The organism is Sphingopyxis terrae subsp. terrae NBRC 15098 (assembly GCF_001610975.1).
Taxonomy (GTDB): Bacteria; Pseudomonadota; Alphaproteobacteria; order Sphingomonadales; family Sphingomonadaceae; genus Sphingopyxis; species Sphingopyxis terrae_A.
The window spans coordinates 2755883-2772277 of sequence record NZ_CP013342.1 but is presented as its reverse complement, the minus strand read 5'-3'; the positions used below and the strand labels follow the sequence as shown (position 1 = coordinate 2772277).

The following is a 16395-nucleotide window of genomic DNA, read 5'->3' as shown; positions in this document are numbered from 1 at the left end:
ACACAAGGCGCAAGGTCAGCTCCCCGCCTCAAAGCAGACTCCCCCAATCAGAAGTCGATCTGCGTCCGCAGGCCGAAGGCGTCGGCCGAATAGTTGCGGTCGCCGCTCGTGCTGCCGATCGCGGCATCGTCGTACATCAGATGGCCGTAATTGGCGGTCAGGCGCAGATAGGGGATCGGTGCCCACACAACCGCGACGCCCAGCGTGCGCTGGCGCCCTCCGGTGATCCCCGCATCGCTGAGGTCGAGATGGTCGTACCGGGCGTTGATCTCGATCGCGCCGGGGCCGCCCGCGGTGATCGGGCGCGACGGCACGAGCCGGTCGAAGCTGCCGTCTTTGTAACCGCGGCGATCGCCGCGCGTCAGCACATAGCCGACTTCGGCATAGCCGCCAAAGAAGGTCGGGTCGGCAAGGCCAGGGCGGCGCGCGGTCTGCCAGAAGCCTTCGCTGGCGACGTGGAAGGGGCCGGCGATCAATGCGCCCTCAAGCCCCAGTCCGCGCTCGCTCGTCGCGGTGAATGTGCCGGTGTCGACAAGCCGGCTGTTCGTCGTGTGGACAAAGGGCCGCGCGGCGTAACGCACCGCGCTCGGCCCGTCATTCGCCTTGCGCCAGTGCGCCGACGCCCCGAGGTGAAGCTGGGTATCGCCGAAGCGGGGCATCCACACCAACCGGCCGTCGACGCTCATACTATTGTCCGAATCGCTCAGCAGGTCGTTGGCATTGTCGCCGAACACCCCGCCCTGCACGAGCAGCGCTTTGCCCTTGTACTGGCCCGACAGGCCGACGCGCCGCTCGAAACCGAAGGCTTGGGTAAAGGCGGCGCGTTCAGCGAAGCTGGTGAAGAGATCGCTCGTCATTTCCTCGAGCGACCAGAAAGGTTTGATCTGCCCGGCGGTGATCGAGAGCGGGCCGGTGCCATAGGTCAGATAGACGTCGGTCAGTTCGACCGAGCTGTTCGCGACATCCGCCTCGACGCGGTAGCTGATTCCGCCCGGAATCTTGCCGTCGACGCCCAGATACACGCGGCGGAATTCGGTCGCGAGGCCGCCATGCGTGTCGGTAACCCCCGGCGGCGCGTCGATGCTGGCGAGATCGAGCTGGATGCGGCCGCGCGGCTTGAAGCTCCAGCCATCGGCGGTCTTGATCTCGGGCGCGCCCTTCCACGCGATGTCCGGGCCGGGTTTCGCGGGGGCTGCCGCGGCCGTTACCGGGGCGAGTGCTGGCGTCGCTGCGGTCACCGTGCCCGATGGAACGGCGCCCGGCGCGGTCGCGGCATCGAGGCGGTCTTCGAGCGTCTCGACCTTGGCCTTGAGGGCAGCCAGTTCGGCGCGCAGCGCGGCGGCTTCCTCCGCACTCATCGCCTGCGCATGCGCGGTTGTGGGGATGCAGAACATCGTCGTCGCCAACAGGGCGGCGGTCAGGGTCGGACGCATGCAGAAGGCTCCATTGCGAAAAGGTGACGATCCGGTGGCGCTGTTATGACGGTCAAATGACAGTCGCACGTCATTTCGGTTACATTTCGATGACAGTCGGCATTTTGTTGCACCCGCCAAAATTGCCCCTCCCCCCTTGTCTGCCCGCCGCGAGCGGTTAAGGACGTGCCAGTTTTCTTGGGCAACCTTTCGCAGGATGCCCCTCATGGGAGATCAGCATGACGATCAAATTTGACGGCCGCGTTGCCATTGTCACCGGCGCCGGCGGCGGCCTGGGCCGCGCCTATGCGCTCGAACTCGCCCGGCGCGGCGCGAAGGTCGTCGTCAACGACCTCGGCGGCGCCCGCGACGGCACCGGCCATTCGGACGCCGCACTGCAGGTCGTCGAGGAAATCCGCGCCGCGGGCGGCACCGCCATGTCGAACGGCGGCAGCGTCACCGAATATGAGCATATGGTCGAAATGGTGGCCAAGGCGAAAGAGGAATGGGGCGGCGTCCACATCCTGATCAACAACGCCGGCATCCTGCGCGACAAGAGCTTTGCCAAGATGACGATGGAGGATTTCAACCTCGTCGTGCAGGTCCATCTGCTCGGCAGCGCCAACGTCACCAAGGCATGCTGGGATCTGATGCGCGACCAGGCCTATGGCCGCATCCTGATGACCGCCTCGTCGACCGGCCTCTACGGCAATTTCGGTCAGGCCAATTACGGCGCGGCGAAGCTCGGCCTTGCCGGTCTTACCAAGACGCTGCACCTCGAAGGCGCGAAATATAACATCCGCTGCAACACGATCGCGCCGGTCGCGGGCACGCGCATGACCGAAGACATTTTCCCGCCCGAACTGTTCGAGAAATTCACCCCCGAAAATGTTGCGCCGGCCGCGCTGTTCCTGGTGAGCGAAGATGCGCCGTCGAACATGATCGTCGGCGCGGGCGCAGGCGCCTATCACGCCGCCTATATCACCGCGACCCCCGGCGTCGCCCTCCCCGAAGACCAGCGCACGCCCGAAGGCGTCGCCGCGGCGTGGGACAAGATCATCGACCGCACCGGCGAAATCGTGCCCCAGTCGGGCAGCGAACAGTCGATGGTGGTGATGAAGGCCTTGCAGGCGCTCGGCTGAGTGGTTGCTCCTCCCTGCCGCGCAGCGGTGGGGAGGTGGCAGCCCGCAGGGCTGACGGAGGGGCGAGGGCGCATCGGCCCCTCCACCACCCTTCGGGCGGTCCCCTCCCCATCGCTTAGCGACAGGGAGGATATGGCGCCCCACTGTATTGACACAGCAATACGCTATCGCTATGCCCTGCGTGGGGCAAGGGGATCGGTCTAAGAAGGACGACCCCGATGTATAGCGAAAGCGACCTGCAAGCTGCGGTCGATGCAAAAGTCTTGACGCCGGAGGCGGCCACCGCCTTTCGGACGCATATTGCATCGCTGCGCGACGCCCCCGGAGCGGATGAGGAATCCTTCCGGCTCATTACCGGTTTCAACGATATTTTCGTCAGCATTGCCGCGGTGATCCTGCTGGTCGCGGTGGCGTGGATCGGTGAATCGATCCATCCGGCGCTCGCGGGGGTCTTCGTCGCCGGGTCGGCGTGGCTGCTCGCCGAATATTTCACCCGCCGCCGCCGCATGGCGCTGCCCAGCATTCTGCTCGTCCTCGCCTTTTCGGGCGGCGTCGCCGCGACGATGATCGGCTTCCTCGTCAAGCATGGCGAGGCGATCTTCGGCAATCATGTGAACGAAACCACGGGCGCGCTGATCGCCAGCGTCATCGCCTTCGTCACCGCGGGCGCGACATGGCTGCACTGGCGGCGGTTCATGGTACCCGTGACGATTGCCGCCGGCACCGCCGCGCTTGCCGCCACCGCAGTCGGGCTGATCCTCTCGGCCGTCGGAATGCCCGATCCGTCCCAGACGCTGTTGATGGCCCTGATCCTCGTCGCCGGTGTCGGCGTCTTTACGCTCGCCATGTGGTGGGACCGCAGCGACCGGACGCGCACGACGCGGCGCAGCGACGTTGCCTTCTGGCTTCACCTGCTCGCCGCGCCGATGATCGCGCACCCGGTGTTCCATCTGCTCGGCGTCACGAGCGGCGACAATATCACCAGCGGCGCCGCGGTGATGGTCGTGGGTATCTATATCGTCTTCGGACTGATCGCGCTCGCGATCGATCGCCGCGCGCTACTCGTCTCGGCACTCGCCTATGTGCTGTTCGCGATGACCGAATTGTTCCGCACCTTCGGCGCGGTCGAACTCAACGTCGCGCTCACGGCCTTCGTCATCGGTTCGGCGCTGCTGATGCTGTCGGCCTTCTGGCAGAATGCCCGGGCGGTGGTTGTCGGCATGCTGCCGGCGGACGTGGCGAACCAGTTGCCCGCTACGATCCGTCCCCAACCAGCTTCATAAGCTTGCGCTCGACGGGGGCGAGCACGTTAGAAAGCTCGTCCCCGCGCTTAAGCACTGCCCCGCCTTCGGAGACAAGGGCCCACATGCCCTGACGGCTCCGCAAGGCGGGGCGTTTTTCTATGCGATATTCGGGACGTTCGGCTGTGCGTCGAAAAGCCGAGAAGATCGCGACGTCGCGGTGGAAATCCATCGCATAGTCGCGCCACTTCCCCGCTGCGACCATGCGGCCATAGAGGTCGAGGATGCGCATCAGCTCGTCGCGGTCGAAGCCGGTCTGTTGCGGCAATGCCCGCCCCGCATATGGAAGGGGCGTCACCGTCCCCATCAGGCGCTTTTCCGGCCTCCCTTGCGGCGCGGCGCATCATCGCCCTCACCCGATGCGGCGCGCTCATCGAGCAGCGTCTTGAGCTGCTTCTGCAACACTTCGAGCTGACATTGCAGGATTTCGAGCTTCTGCGTCGCCGGGTCGAAGGCTTCATTGCACGGGGTGCCATAGGGCACGAAGTCGCGCGCATATTCGGTCGCGTCGAGCAAGGTCGACCGCGCCGGGATGCCCACCATCACCGCGCCTTCGGGCACATCCTTGGTCACCACCGCATTGGCGCCGACGCGCGCGCGCGAATTGACGATCACCGGGCCCAGAATTTGCGCGCCCGACCCGACGATCACATCGTCGCACAGCGTCGGGTGGCGCTTGCCGCCGATGCCGTTCGCGGGATCGGTGCCGCCCAGCGTCACGCCCTGATAGATGGATACATTGTCGCCGATTTCGGCGGTTTCGCCGATGACGACGCCAAAGCCATGATCGATGAACAGGTGGCGGCCGATCGTGGCACCCGGATGGATGTCGATGCCGGTCAGCCAGCGCGACAGATGATTGACGAAGCGCGCGAGGAAGAACAGGTCCGCCTCGAACAACCAGTGGGCAATGCGGTGCATGCCGACGGCGAGCAGCCCCGGATAGAGCAGAATTTCCCAGCGCGAACGCGGCGCGGGATCGCGCGCCTTGATCGAGTCCAGATAGGCGACGAGCCCGTTAAACATCGCAATTTCCCCTGCGACCCTATCTCGTTTGCGCCAAGATAGAGGCTCGGGGGCGGCATTTCCACCCCCGCCACAACACTTTCCGGTCAAAGGCCGGTAAGGCCCGTCAAAGGCCAGTCAGGCCGATCCGGAAAAGCAGCAAGCCTTCGCTGCGCCAGCGTCGTTCGCCGCCGCGCGCCGCGATGGCCGCCGACCAGCGATCGAGCATCAGCAAAGCCTTGCTGCCGAGCAATCCGCGCGGCGGTGCCGCCCGGTTACAGGCATCGCGAAAAAGCTGCGCCGCGGCGTCCGCCGTTTCCTGCTGCCCGGCCAGCCAGACCAGCCCCCAACGCGCCCCGCCCGCGCCGCCCGACAGCGCGAACAGCGCCTCACCGAACGCTGCACCTGCCGCAGTCCGTGCGGCGGCGTCTTCGACAAGCAGCACCGCCTCGGCGGCATCGACCAGCACCTCGAGCCCGTCCTGCCCCGCCCAGCTCTGCTGCAATTCGGCGAGCAGCGGCTCACCCTTCGGCAGCGCGGCGGGATCGGACGCAAGCAACCCCGCCATGTCGCGCCACCAGGCGAGCTTGATCTGGCCGATCATCGGCTCGCGCGCATCGGCCAGCAATTTGGTCAACCGCTCCGCGAGCGCCCACAGCGCCGCCAGCGCCTCGCGCCGCGCGCGCGGCACCGCAACCATCACGCGCGGGTCGCGGATGTCGGGATAGCCGTAGAGAATCGGCGAGGTTTCGGTCGTCATGCGATCGCGCGATAGAACAGACGGCGCCAAATAAGAACCGCTCGCCCTGAGCTTGTCGAAGGGCTGTTCTTCACTTCGTCGTTGCGAACGAAAAACGGTGCTTCGACAGGCTCAGCACGAGCGGAGTTCGGGCGGGTTCGGAGGGTCAGCCGCGATTGCAAACCGTCTTCGCCGCCGCGATCACGCGCGGGACGTCGACCAGCGCCGCCTTTTCCAGATTGGCGGCATAGGGCAGCGGGACATCCTCGTCGGTTACGCGCAGCACCGGCGCATCCAGGTCGTCGAAGCCCTGTTCCATCGCCACCATCGCAAGTTCGCTGGCGATCGAGCAGGTCGGCCAACCTTCCTCGACGACGATCATGCGGTTCGTCTTCTTGAGGCTAGCGAGCACGGTTTCGGTGTCGAGCGGACGCAGCGTGCGCAAGTCGATCACCTCGGCCTCGATCCCCTCGCCGGCGAGCGCGTCGGCGGCCTCGAGCGCAAGGCCGACGCCGATGGAATAGCTGACGATGGTGACGTCGCTGCCTTCACGCATGATCCGCGCCTTGCCGATCGGCAGGACATAATCCTCGACGTCGGGAAGCTCGAAGCTGCGGCCGTAAAGGAGTTCGTTTTCAAGGAACACCACCGGGTCTTCGCTGCGGATCGCCGCCTTGAGCAGCCCCTTGGCGTCGGCGGCGTCATAGGGCGAGATCACGATCAGGCCGGGAACGCTGGCATACCAGGGCGCATAATTCTGGCTGTGCTGCGCCCCGACACGGCTCGCCGCGCCATTGGGGCCGCGGAAGACGATCGGACAGCGCATCTGGCCGCCCGACATATAATTGGTCTTGGCCGCCGAGTTGATGATGTGGTCGATCGCCTGCATCGCGAAGTTGAAGGTCATGAATTCGATGACCGGCTTCAGCCCGCCCATCGCCGCGCCGGCGCCAAGGCCCGCAAAGCCATATTCGGTGATCGGCGTATCGATCACGCGGCGCGGGCCGAATTCGTCGAGCAGACCCTGCGTCACCTTGTAGGCGCCCTGATATTCGGCGACTTCCTCGCCCATCACGAAGATGCGGTCGTCGGCGCGCATTTCCTCCGCCATCGCATCGCGCAGCGCCTCGCGAACGGTCAGCTTGACCATCGCGGTGCCCGCGGGGATCGACGGATCGGCGGCGCGCACGGCCGGCGCCGGCTTTTCGGCCGCCGGAGCGGGCGTGGCGGCCGGAGCCGGAGCCTCGGCGGGCGCCGGAGCGGCAGCAGGCGCGGGCGCCGGAGCCGGAGTGGCCTCTTCGCCCTCGCCCGAAATCGTCGCGATCACGGTGCCGACCTTCACATTGTCGGTCCCTTCGGGAACCAGAATCTGCGCGATCGTGCCTTCGTCGATCGCTTCGAATTCCATCGTCGCCTTGTCGGTCTCGATCTCGGCGAGAATATCGCCCGATTTGACCGCGTCGCCTTCCTTGACGAGCCACTTGGCGAGCGTGCCTTCTTCCATCGTCGGCGACAGCGCCGGCATCTTCAATTCGATGGCCATCTCAATATTGCTCCACCAGCACGTCGGTATAAAGTTCGGACGGATCGGGTTCGGGCGCGCTTTCGGCGAAGTCAGCCGATTCCGCGACAACCGCGCGGATTTCCTTGTCGATGTCCTTGATGCGATCTTCGCCGATGCCGGCGTCGATCATCGCCTTTTTCAGATGCTCGATCGCGTCGCTCTTGTCGCGCACCGCCTGCACTTCCTCGCGGCTGCGATATTTGGCGGGGTCCGACATCGAATGGCCGCGATAGCGATAGGTCTTGAGTTCGAGCAGGATCGGTCCCTTGCCCGCGCGCACCCATTCGAGCGCCGCCTCGGCCGCGCCACGCACCGCGAGCACGTCCATGCCATCGACCTGCATGCCCGGAATGCGGAAGCTTTCGCCGCGGCGATAGAGTTGGTCCTCGGCCGACGAGCGGTTGACGCTGGTGCCCATCGCATATTGGTTATTCTCGATCACGAAGATGATCGGCAGCTTCCACAGCTCGGCCATGTTGAAGCTTTCGTACACCTGGCCCTGGTTCGCAGCGCCATCGCCGAAATAGGCCATCGCAACGCCGCCGTCCCCGCGATATTTGTGCGCGAAGGCAAGCCCGGTGCCCAGCGCGACCTGCGCGCCGACGATGCCGTGTCCGCCGTAGAATTTATGCTCGACGCTGAACATGTGCATCGAGCCGCCCTTGCCCTTCGAGATGCCGGCCGCGCGCCCGGTCAGTTCGGCCATGATGACTTTCGGATCGATGCCATAGGCGAGCATATGGCCATGATCGCGATAGCCGGTGATCACGCTGTCCTTGTCGCCATCGAGCGCCGACTGCAGACCGACCGCCACCGCTTCCTGCCCGATATAAAGGTGGCAGAAGCCGCCGATCAGGCCGAGGCCGTAAAGCTGGCCCGCCTTTTCCTCGAAGCGGCGGATGAGCAGCATCTCGCGATAGAATTTCTCGAGCTCTTCGGGCGTCGCCGCATAGGGGACGGGCTCGCGCGGGGTTTCGCGATTGCTCGCGGCAGCTGGGGTGGATGCAGTCTTTTTTGGCGCGGCAGTCTTGCGCGCGGGTGCTTTTGCCAAGGCGATATCCTTTGCGTTTGGCCGTTACGGCAAGGCCCCTATAGGAGAGCGACGCCCCGCTTGGCAACGCCCCGCGGGCATGGCGCGACTGCGTGGCTACCTATGCATTTATCGGTGGGAAAGCGCCGGTCAGCGCTGGCCGTCGGCCTTGGGCGCGGGGGCCGCGGGCTTTTCCGCGGGGTCCATCGGAATGGCGATCTCGTCGGGGTGCATCACGCCCAGCTTTTCGCGAACATATTCGTCGGCCAGATCGGGATCGACGCGCTGTCGCCCGAGCAGGTTCACCCGGTTCTGCAGCTCGTTCTGCTTCTTGGTGAGCTCGGACAGGATGACGCGCTTCTTTTCGACCGACTGGCCGTAATCGCCCCACGCATAAAGGCCGGTGGGCCCGAAAATGATATAGCCGATCATCGCCAGCACCGCGATCAGCGCCACCGTCGGCCCGACCGCCCGGCTTATCGATTTACGGAATTTGTGGCGCTGCGTCATTTCGGTTCTTGAATCAGAGTTGATTCGCGGCGTCAAGGCGGCATCGCCGCATTCGCGTCGTCCCGGCGCGCCATCCCAACAAAAATCGGGACGACGCGTGACTGGTGACTGATCGGGCTCCCTTTACCCGAAAATCGCCGCCCCCGGATAGCGCGCCATGTCGCCCAGCTCTTCCTCGATGCGGATGAGCTGATTGTACTTTGCTAGCCGGTCCGAGCGCGCGAGGCTGCCGGTCTTGATCTGGCCGCAGTTGGTCGCGACCGCGAGGTCGGCAATCGTCGCATCTTCGGTCTCGCCCGAACGGTGCGACATCACCGCGGTGTAGCGCGCCCGGTGCGCCATATCGACCGCGTCGAGCGTTTCCGACAGCGTGCCGATCTGGTTGACCTTGACGAGCAGCGAGTTGGCGAGGCCGGTCTTGATGCCCTCCTCCAGCCGCACCGGATTGGTGACGAACAGATCGTCGCCGACGAGCTGGCACTTGTCGCCGATCAGGTCGGTCAGCGCCTGCCAGCCGGTGAAATCATCTTCGCTCATCCCGTCCTCGATCGACTTGATCGGGTAATCCTTGACCAGCGCGGCAAGATAGTCGGCCATCTGCTCAGGGCTGAGCGACAGGCCTTCACCGCTGATCTCATATTTGCCGTTCTTGAAGAACTCGGTCGCGGCGCAGTCGAGCGCCAACACCACGTCGCTGCCAAGCTTGAAGCCCGCCTGATCGATCGACGCGGCGATGAAGTCGAGCGCAGCGCGCGTCGACGCGAGGTTCGGGGCGAAGCCGCCTTCGTCGCCAACCGCGGTGGCGAGGCCCTTCGCCGACAGGCCTTTTTTCAGCGTGTGGAATATTTCACTGCCCCAGCGCACGGCTTCGGCGATGCTGCCGGCGCCGACGGGCATGATCATGAATTCCTGGACGTCGATCGGGTTGTCGGCATGTTCGCCGCCGTTGATGATGTTCATCATCGGCACCGGCAGCGTGCGGGCGGAGACGCCGCCGACATAGCGGTAGAGCGGCAGGCCGCGCGCGTCGGCCGCGGCCTTTGCCGCCGCCAGGCTGACGCCCAGGATCGCATTGGCGCCGAGGCGGCCCTTGTTGGGCGTGCCGTCGAGGTCGATCATCGCCATGTCGAGCTCGCGTTGATCCTCGGCATCGAGGCCGATCAGCGTCTCGGCAATCTCGCCATTGACGGCGGCAACCGCCTTCGTAACGCCCTTGCCCAGATAGCGGCCCTTGTCGCCATCGCGCAGTTCGACCGCCTCGTGCGCGCCGGTCGAAGCGCCCGAAGGAACCGCGGCGCGGCCGAAGCTGCCGTCTTCGAGCAGCACGTCGACTTCGACGGTCGGATTGCCGCGGCTGTCGAGAATTTCGCGGCCGTGAATGTCGATGATGGCGGTCATGGGTCGGGTCCTGCTGCGGGGCCGAAGGGGCGGCCGGTTGGAAAGGCGCCCGCCTGTTATCGGCGCCCCGCCGCCAAAGCAACACGTCGCATAGGAATTTCACGGGATTTTCGGCGCGCTATGGAACCAAATCGCCGCGCTTGCTATATAGATTGAGGTAGGACCGCGGACGGCGCGACGCGTGCGCGCCCCCAACAAGAATGAAGAGGACGATGTGATGGCCAAAGCCGCTACTCCCGCGACCAAGAAGGCAGCTCCCCGCCCCAAGGCACCCGCAAAGCCCGCCGCCACCAAGGCAGCGCCGGCCGCGAAGGCGAAGGCGGCGGCAAAGGATCATCCGATCCGCGACCAGCTCGCCGTGACCCGCGACACGATCAAGGCCGAAGCGTCGAAGAAGGCCGCATCGATCAAGGAAGATGCGACGAGCTTTGCCAATCAGGCATCGGCAAAGGCGCGCGAAGCCGCGACCAAGGGCAAGGACAAGGCGGCCGAAACCGTCGGCAGCCTCGCCAAGATGCTCGAGGATAGCGCTGACACGGTGGATTCGAAATTCGGCAAGCAATATGGCGATTATGCCCGCTCCGCCGCGACCACGGTGGCCGGCCTTGCCTCGTCCCTCGATCAGAAGGATCTCGACGAACTGGCGGGTGCGACCCGCGATTTCGTCAAGAAGAGCCCGGCGGTCGCGGTTGGTGCGGCGGCGGTGATCGGCTTCGTGCTGGCCCGTATGCTCAAGGGCGGGTCGAGCAACGACTGATCGCCCCTTGCCCGCACAGAAACCGACCCCTCCACCGACCTCTGCATCGGCGTCCGATCCGCACGGCTTCGGGGGCGTCAGCCACGGCTATGCGCCCGACGGGCCGCCCAGCACGCCGCCGCCGGTACCGCTCGAAGATATCGTCCGCGATCTCGTCGACGATGCCAAGCAGACGGTGCAGGCCGAACTGGCGCTTCTCGAAGCGCGCGGTGCGCTGGCCTCGCACGGGGTCAAATGGGCGTCGGCGTGGGGCTTCGTCGCGGCCTGCGCGCTGCTCGTGGCGTTGCTCGCGGTTGCCTTCGGCGCGATCTTGGTGCTCGCGCCGCACGTCGGCCCGCTGCTCGCGACGCTGATCGTGGTCGCGGCGCTCATCGGGCTCGCGGGCTTCGCCGGCTGGCGCGCAAAGCGAAGTGCGGGCGATGTGAAGCTTGCCCTGCGCAGCGACCTGTCACCGCAAGGGAGTGACGACTGATGTCCGCCGCCCGCAACCGCCTCGTCAACGCGCTGCGCCGGTCGATGCTGCAGCGCGCGGCCTTGCGGCGTCAGGCCGACACGGCGCGCGCCGCCTTCAAACCGAGTGCGCTCATCGATCGCGGCAAATATCGCTTGCAGGCAAAGGTCGACGACACCGCGCAGGCGGTCCGCGATGAATTTCGCAGCAACCGCCTGCCGATCGCGCTGGCCGCGGTCGCCGGTACGCTGTGGCTCCTGCGCGAGCCGATCAAGGAGCATGCCCCCCGCCTCGCGCGGCGCATCCAGAATGTGGCGAGCGATCTTGCCGACCGGCTGCGTCCCGCTACCGCGGGCGCGGCCGAAGATATCGAACAAATGGAGGAAGATGATGAAGCCCTTCGGTGAAACCGCCCGCGACGCGCAGGCAAAAGCGAGTGAACTTGCGGAGAAAACCGCCGAAAATGCGCGTGCGACCGCCGAGGCGGCCAAGGCGCGCATCCAGGAAGGCTATGGCCGCGCCCGTGCTGCGACGAGCGACCTCGCAGACCGCACCCGCGCCGCGTCGAGCGAGCTTGCCGCAAAGGGGCGCGAACAGGCCGACGCCGCGCGCGAAGCCGCCGGTCACGCCTATGAAAAGGGCAAGGCGCAGGCGACCCGCGCCAACGGCAAGCTCAAGGACATCGCGAAGGACCAGCCGCTGACGCTGCTCGCCGGTGCCGCCGCGATCGGCGCACTGCTCGGTTCGCTGCTTCCGAAGGGTCGCAAATCCGACTAAAGCCTATGCCGGGCCTACTTGCCCGGACGGCGCGGTGCTGTTAGGGGCCTCGGCCTCTCCCCTCCCCACGCCGTAGCGGCAAGGAACCTGAAAATGAGCAAACTGCATCTGGTGTTCGGCGGGCGCGTCAGCGATCCGCAGGGCCTCGATTTCGTCGACCTGTCGAACCTCGACGTCGTGGGCCTGTTTCCCGATTACAAGTCGGCCGAAAAGGCCTGGCGCGCCGCCGCGCAGCGCACGGTCGACGATGCCGAGATGAAATATGTCGTCGTCCACCTGCACAAGCTGTTGCAGCCCGACGCGGAATAAGCGCCGACAGGCGAATGGCCCGCGTCGCCCCCGCAAACCCGGGGACGACGGACCGATCAACGGAAATTGTCGGCGTAAGCCTGGATCTTGAGCGTGCGCACCGGGGTCGGCATGACTTCGACCTCGATCCCGTTCTTCGCCGCATAGGCAATCGCTTCGTCGCGCGTTGCGAAGCTCAGGCGAAGCTGCCGCTGCGTATCGCCGCTACCCGCCCAGCCCATCAGCGGATCAGCCTTGCGCGCTTCGGCAGGGGCATATTCCAGGAACCAGCGCTGGGTGCCGGCACGGCCCGACTGCATCGCATTCTTGGGCTTCTGGAAAATACGCGCTTTCATCGGAGAGTCCCTGACTGGATTGCTATGCCGTCGCCTTAGCGGCTCTGTCGCGCCGCGAAAAGGGGGCTATTGCGCATCGCGCCGCGCCTGTGCCGCCTTGGTCAGCAACGTCGGGCGCGCGGTCGCCGGATCGTCGGGCCAGCTATGCTTGGGATAGCGGCCGCGCATTTCCTTCGCGACCTCGCGCCAGCTTCCGCTCCAGAACGACGCGATGTCGCGGCTCGTCTGGATCGGACGGTGCGCGGGCGAGGTTAGCGCCAGGACAAGCGGTATCGGCGGATCGCCGACGGTCGGATGGCGCGCCAGCCCGTACATTTCCTGCACCCGCACGCTGACCGTCGGGCCGCCCTCGGCGCCATAATCGATCGCATGACGGCTGCCGGCAGGGGTGGTGTAATCGGCGGGAGCGAGCTTTTCGAGCAATTGCCGCGCCGGCCAGTCGAGCAACCCCATCAGCGCATCGGTAAGCCGGCGATCGCCAATATCGCGCAGCCCGCGCGCGCCATCGAGCAACGGTTCAAGCCACAGGTCGAGGCTGTCGGCGAGCGCACCCGTCGACAGCGCGTCGAGCCCGGCGAAGGACGCCCGCTGGCGCAGCGCCTGCGCCGCCGGCCCCCAGCCGATCAGCCCCAGCCCTTTGTCGCGAACCGCGGCAAGCCGAACCGCCACATCATCCTCCGCCCCCGCATCGCGCCCGGCCTTGCCGCTCGACAGCGCGATCGCGCCTAGTCGCCGCTCGCGCCGGTGATCAACACGGTCGTTCGCGGCATCATAGACGCTGGCGCTCTGCTGGACGATGCGATCGGCGAAGATCGCCTCGACCTCGGCCGCCGCGATCGGCGCAGCGGCGAGGATGCGGACGCCGGCGGCATGGCCCTGCGCATCGGCGATGGCGAGCCATTCGGCATTGGCGAGCGGGTCGACGGGATCGATCTTGTAGGCCCGCCCCCCGACGCTGAGATATTCGCCGCGCTGGCCGGCCCGCTGGCGCGCAACGCGGTCGGGCCAGGCGGTGGCGATCCAGCCGCCGATCGAGCGTGTTTCGTCCGTTCGCGGGCCGGACGCCAATCGCCCGCCAACCCCGGCAAGCCGTCGCGCGAGCCGCCGCGCACCCTCGGCACGCTCGCCCCTGATGCCGCGCCAGCGCCCCAGCCGTGCCTCGACATCGGCGCCGCGGCCGCCGAGGCCCGGCTCGGTCAGCAGGACCGCCAGTTCCCCTGCCAGATCGCCCTCGCCCGCCGCCGCCGCGTCGAGTAGCATATGCGCGAGCGGGACCGGCAGCGGCACCGCCGCGAGCGCCTTGCCATGCTCGGTAATCCGTCCATCGTCGCCCAGCGCACCGATCGCCTGCAACCGCGCCTTCGCCTCGGCGATGGCGGAGGGCGATGGCGGATCGAGCCAACCGAGCTGGCGCGGGTCGACGATCCCCCAGCTCGCGCAGTCGAGCACCACGGGCATCAGGTCGTTCTCGTGGATTTCGGGCGGATCGAAGGGCGGCATCCCGGCGGTCGCCGCCGCCTCCCACAGCCGGTAGGCAACCCCCGGCCCCTGCCGCGCCGCGCGCCCCGCGCGCTGCGTCGCCGACGCCTGACTCGCGCGTTCGGTGACCAGTCGCGCGATACCCGCCGCCTTGTCGAAGCGCGGACGCCGCGACAGGCCGGCATCGATCACGATTCGCACCCCGTCGATGGTCAGGCTGGTTTCGGCAATGCTCGTCGCGAGGATCAGCTTGCGCGCGCCGCCGGGATCGCGCACCAGCGCCTTGCGCTGCATCGCAGGGTCGATCTGCCCATGGAGCCGGTGGACGACAAGCGGCAGACCCGCCGCCTCGACCGCCGCCGCTGCGCGCTCGATATCGGCGGCGCCGGGCAGAAAGGCGAGCATGTCGCCTTCCTTCTCATCGGCCAGCGCCTGACGCACCGCCGCAAGCACGCTCGCTTCCAGCCGATCCTCGGCGCGGCGCCCGATATGGCGCAGATCAAGCGGCCAGCTCTTGCCTTCGCTCTTGACCACCGGCGCATCGCCGAGCAGCGCTCCGAAGCGCGCGCCGTCGAGCGTCGCCGACATTGCGACGAGCCGCAGATCGTCGCGCAGCCCCTGCTGCGCATCGATTGCGAGCGCGAGCGCGAAATCGCCGTCGAGGCTGCGTTCGTGGACTTCGTCGAACAACACCGCCGACACGCCTTGCAGTTCAGGATCGGCAAGAATGCGGTTGCGGAACAGCCCCGGCGTCATCACCAGAAGGCGCGTCGCCGCCGACTGCTTGCTGTCGAGCCGCGTCGCATAGCCGACCGTCCCGCCGACCGCTTCGCCCATTTCCTCGGCAATGCGCTCGGCCGCCGCCCGCGCCGCGAGGCGCCGGGGCGAGAGCAGCCACACCGCGCCCTTGCACCATGGCTCGCGCAGCAAGGCCGGCGCGACGCGCGTCGTCTTGCCCGCGCCCGGCGGCGCGACGACGACGGCGTTGGGCTTCAAGAGCAGCGCCGCCATGATGTCGGGCAGCACCGCGTCGATGGGCAGGAAGGGCCCGGCGGTCGTCATCGCCGCCTCAATAGGCGCGGGCGACCGCAAAGGCGACGGCTTCGGTCAGCGCCGCCTTGGCCTGGCTGCTGCGAAAGCCGCCGATGGCATCGACCGCGCGCTGACCATAATGCCGCGCGCGCGCCAGCGTGTCGGCGATCGTGTCGTGCTTGAGCAGGAGCGAGGTCGCATAGGCGAGATCGTCGTCCGAAGCGCGGTGGCCGACGATAGCCTGCTTCCAGAATTCGCGTTCTTCGGCGCTGCCGCGCGCGTAAGCGAGGATGACCGGCAGGGTGACCTTGCCGTCGCGGAAATCGTCACCGACGCCCTTGCCCATTGTTTCGGCGTCCGAAACATAGTCGATCGCATCGTCGACGAGTTGGAAGGCGATGCCCAGATTGCGGCCGTATGCGTCGAGCGCTGCCTCGGTCGCCTCGTCGCGCTCGGCAACGACCGCGGCGATCTTGCACGCGCTGGCAAACAGTTCGGCGGTCTTGGCGTTGATGATCGCGAGATATTGGTCCTCGCTGGTTTCGACACGGCGCTGCGCCGAAAGCTGGTTCACTTCGCCTTCCGCGATCACCGCCGAAGCATGGCTGAGGATCTTGAGCACCTTGAGCGAGCCGTCCTCGACCATCAGTTCGAACGAACGCGCGAACAGGAAATCGCCGACGAGCACCGACGCGCTGTTGCCCCAGATGATGTTGGCGGTCTTGCGCCCGCGGCGCAGGTCCGATCCGTCGACGACATCGTCGTGGAGCAGGGTCGCGGTGTGGATGAATTCGACCGCGGCGGCGAGCTTGCAATGGCGGCGCCCGGGATAGTCGAGCAACTGCGCGCAGGCGAGCGTCAGCATCGGGCGCATCCGCTTGCCACCGCCCGCGATCAGATGTCCGGCGAGTTCGGGAATGAGCGGAATTTCGGACTGCATCCGGTCGAGGATGACCGAATTCACCTCGTTCATGTCGGCGGCGACAAGCGCCATCATCGGATCGAGCGAGGGCGGACGGTCGCCGTGGAGCTGATGGATTTCGGCAGTCATGACACGGGCTGCCTTGGCCGTGCGCCTGCAATTTTGCAACGACTTTCGGCTTGCCACCCGCCCCCCGCGGGTGCCAAGCGTGCCCGACGCAAGAGGAGCCGCG

Annotated in this window: 18 protein-coding genes; 7 read left to right on the top strand and 11 right to left on the bottom strand. The window is 66.6% G+C overall.

What is annotated here, in order from left to right; genetic code table 11:
• Positions 1-47: 47 nt before the first annotated feature.
• A complete protein-coding gene (locus AOA14_RS13265) occupies positions 48-1433 on the bottom strand; it encodes an OprO/OprP family phosphate-selective porin (RefSeq protein ID WP_062902139.1) in 1386 nt (461 codons plus the stop codon).
• 218 nt (positions 1434-1651) lie between these two features.
• On the opposite strand from AOA14_RS13265, the gene AOA14_RS13260 reads away from it, so the two are divergent.
• Together AOA14_RS13260 and AOA14_RS13255 are read left to right on the top strand one after the other, a co-directional pair.
• Entirely contained in the window at positions 1652-2554 is a 903-nt protein-coding gene (locus tag AOA14_RS13260) for an SDR family oxidoreductase (RefSeq protein ID WP_003039091.1), read from the top strand.
• Between the two features lie 218 nt (positions 2555-2772).
• On the top strand, positions 2773-3837 hold the full coding sequence (locus AOA14_RS13255) for a hypothetical protein (protein ID WP_062902138.1): 1065 nt from the start codon (positions 2773-2775) through the stop codon (positions 3835-3837).
• Here AOA14_RS13255 and AOA14_RS13250 read toward each other — a convergent pair.
• The 7 genes from AOA14_RS13250 to eno all read right to left on the bottom strand — a co-directional run bounded on the left by AOA14_RS13250 (position 3809) and on the right by eno (position 10101).
• Positions 3809-4162, bottom strand: coding sequence for a DUF2794 domain-containing protein (locus AOA14_RS13250; protein ID WP_003039097.1), 354 nt, complete (start codon positions 4160-4162; stop codon positions 3809-3811). The two genes, AOA14_RS13255 and AOA14_RS13250, sit on opposite strands and share 29 nt — an antisense overlap.
• Positions 4162-4881, bottom strand: coding sequence for a serine O-acetyltransferase (gene cysE / locus AOA14_RS13245; protein WP_058812031.1), 720 nt, complete (start codon positions 4879-4881; stop codon positions 4162-4164). The genes AOA14_RS13250 and cysE overlap by 1 nt, the downstream gene beginning before the upstream one ends.
• A gap of 106 nt (positions 4882-4987) precedes the next feature.
• The gene (locus AOA14_RS13240; protein ID WP_062902137.1) at positions 4988-5620 is read right to left on the bottom strand and encodes a hypothetical protein; all 633 of its coding nucleotides are present in this window, start codon (positions 5618-5620) and stop codon (positions 4988-4990) included.
• Between the two features lie 145 nt (positions 5621-5765).
• Entirely contained in the window at positions 5766-7142 is a 1377-nt protein-coding gene (locus tag AOA14_RS13235) for a pyruvate dehydrogenase complex E1 component subunit beta (RefSeq protein ID WP_058812029.1), read from the bottom strand.
• A 1-nt stretch (position 7143) separates the two neighbouring features.
• On the bottom strand, positions 7144-8214 hold the full coding sequence (pdhA, locus tag AOA14_RS13230; RefSeq protein WP_003039108.1) for a pyruvate dehydrogenase (acetyl-transferring) E1 component subunit alpha: 1071 nt from the start codon (positions 8212-8214) through the stop codon (positions 7144-7146).
• A 129-nt stretch (positions 8215-8343) separates the two neighbouring features.
• Positions 8344-8703 carry an FtsB family cell division protein gene (locus AOA14_RS13225; protein WP_058812028.1) on the bottom strand — a complete coding sequence of 120 codons (360 nt, stop codon included), beginning with the start codon at positions 8701-8703 and terminating at the stop codon, positions 8344-8346.
• A 123-nt stretch (positions 8704-8826) separates the two neighbouring features.
• Entirely contained in the window at positions 8827-10101 is a 1275-nt protein-coding gene (eno, locus tag AOA14_RS13220) for a phosphopyruvate hydratase (RefSeq protein WP_062902136.1), read from the bottom strand.
• Positions 10102-10282: 181 nt separating this feature from the next.
• On the opposite strand from eno, the gene AOA14_RS13215 reads away from it, so the two are divergent.
• From AOA14_RS13215 to AOA14_RS13195, 5 genes are all read left to right on the top strand, one after another.
• Entirely contained in the window at positions 10283-10858 is a 576-nt protein-coding gene (locus AOA14_RS13215; protein WP_040589091.1) for a hypothetical protein, read from the top strand.
• 7 nt (positions 10859-10865) lie between these two features.
• Positions 10866-11330 carry a phage holin family protein gene (locus AOA14_RS13210; RefSeq protein ID WP_003039121.1) on the top strand — a complete coding sequence of 155 codons (465 nt, stop codon included), beginning with the start codon at positions 10866-10868 and terminating at the stop codon, positions 11328-11330.
• Complete coding sequence (locus AOA14_RS13205) at positions 11330-11716, top strand: hypothetical protein (RefSeq protein WP_003039123.1); 387 nt, start codon at positions 11330-11332, stop codon at positions 11714-11716. Before AOA14_RS13210 ends, AOA14_RS13205 begins: the two co-directional genes overlap by 1 nt.
• Positions 11697-12086, top strand: a complete 390-nt coding sequence (locus tag AOA14_RS13200; protein ID WP_231292842.1) for a hypothetical protein — start codon at positions 11697-11699, stop codon at positions 12084-12086. The genes AOA14_RS13205 and AOA14_RS13200 overlap by 20 nt, the downstream gene beginning before the upstream one ends.
• A 93-nt stretch (positions 12087-12179) precedes the next feature.
• Positions 12180-12395, top strand: coding sequence for a DUF4170 domain-containing protein (locus tag AOA14_RS13195; RefSeq protein ID WP_003039127.1), 216 nt, complete (start codon positions 12180-12182; stop codon positions 12393-12395).
• 56 nt (positions 12396-12451) lie between these two features.
• Here AOA14_RS13195 and AOA14_RS13190 read toward each other — a convergent pair whose 3' ends face one another.
• The 3 genes from AOA14_RS13190 to AOA14_RS13180 form a co-directional block, all read right to left on the bottom strand.
• Complete coding sequence (locus AOA14_RS13190; RefSeq protein WP_003039130.1) at positions 12452-12730, bottom strand: ETC complex I subunit; 279 nt, start codon at positions 12728-12730, stop codon at positions 12452-12454.
• 66 nt (positions 12731-12796) lie between these two features.
• A complete protein-coding gene (gene hrpB, locus AOA14_RS13185) occupies positions 12797-15271 on the bottom strand; it encodes an ATP-dependent helicase HrpB (protein WP_062902135.1) in 2475 nt (824 codons plus the stop codon).
• 7 nt (positions 15272-15278) lie between these two features.
• A complete protein-coding gene (locus AOA14_RS13180; protein WP_003039135.1) occupies positions 15279-16292 on the bottom strand; it encodes a polyprenyl synthetase family protein in 1014 nt (337 codons plus the stop codon).
• Positions 16293-16395 lie beyond the last annotated feature (103 nt).

Coding starts and splice junctions, on each gene's coding strand:
- AOA14_RS13265 (WP_062902139.1), bottom strand. CDS start 1,433: ATGCGTCCGACCCTGACCGCCGCCCTGTTGGCGACGACGATGTTCTGC.
- AOA14_RS13260 (WP_003039091.1), top strand. CDS start 1,652: ATGACGATCAAATTTGACGGCCGCGTTGCCATTGTCACCGGCGCCGGC.
- AOA14_RS13255 (WP_062902138.1), top strand. CDS start 2,773: ATGTATAGCGAAAGCGACCTGCAAGCTGCGGTCGATGCAAAAGTCTTG.
- AOA14_RS13250 (WP_003039097.1), bottom strand. CDS start 4,162: ATGGGGACGGTGACGCCCCTTCCATATGCGGGGCGGGCATTGCCGCAA.
- cysE (WP_058812031.1), bottom strand. CDS start 4,881: ATGTTTAACGGGCTCGTCGCCTATCTGGACTCGATCAAGGCGCGCGAT.
- AOA14_RS13240 (WP_062902137.1), bottom strand. CDS start 5,620: ATGACGACCGAAACCTCGCCGATTCTCTACGGCTATCCCGACATCCGC.
- AOA14_RS13235 (WP_058812029.1), bottom strand. CDS start 7,142: ATGGCCATCGAATTGAAGATGCCGGCGCTGTCGCCGACGATGGAAGAA.
- AOA14_RS13225 (WP_058812028.1), bottom strand. CDS start 8,703: ATGACGCAGCGCCACAAATTCCGTAAATCGATAAGCCGGGCGGTCGGG.
- eno (WP_062902136.1), bottom strand. CDS start 10,101: ATGACCGCCATCATCGACATTCACGGCCGCGAAATTCTCGACAGCCGC.
- AOA14_RS13205 (WP_003039123.1), top strand. CDS start 11,330: ATGTCCGCCGCCCGCAACCGCCTCGTCAACGCGCTGCGCCGGTCGATG.
- AOA14_RS13200 (WP_231292842.1), top strand. CDS start 11,697: ATGATGAAGCCCTTCGGTGAAACCGCCCGCGACGCGCAGGCAAAAGCG.
- AOA14_RS13195 (WP_003039127.1), top strand. CDS start 12,180: ATGAGCAAACTGCATCTGGTGTTCGGCGGGCGCGTCAGCGATCCGCAG.
- AOA14_RS13190 (WP_003039130.1), bottom strand. CDS start 12,730: ATGAAAGCGCGTATTTTCCAGAAGCCCAAGAATGCGATGCAGTCGGGC.
- hrpB (WP_062902135.1), bottom strand. CDS start 15,271: ATGACGACCGCCGGGCCCTTCCTGCCCATCGACGCGGTGCTGCCCGAC.
- AOA14_RS13180 (WP_003039135.1), bottom strand. CDS start 16,292: ATGACTGCCGAAATCCATCAGCTCCACGGCGACCGTCCGCCCTCGCTC.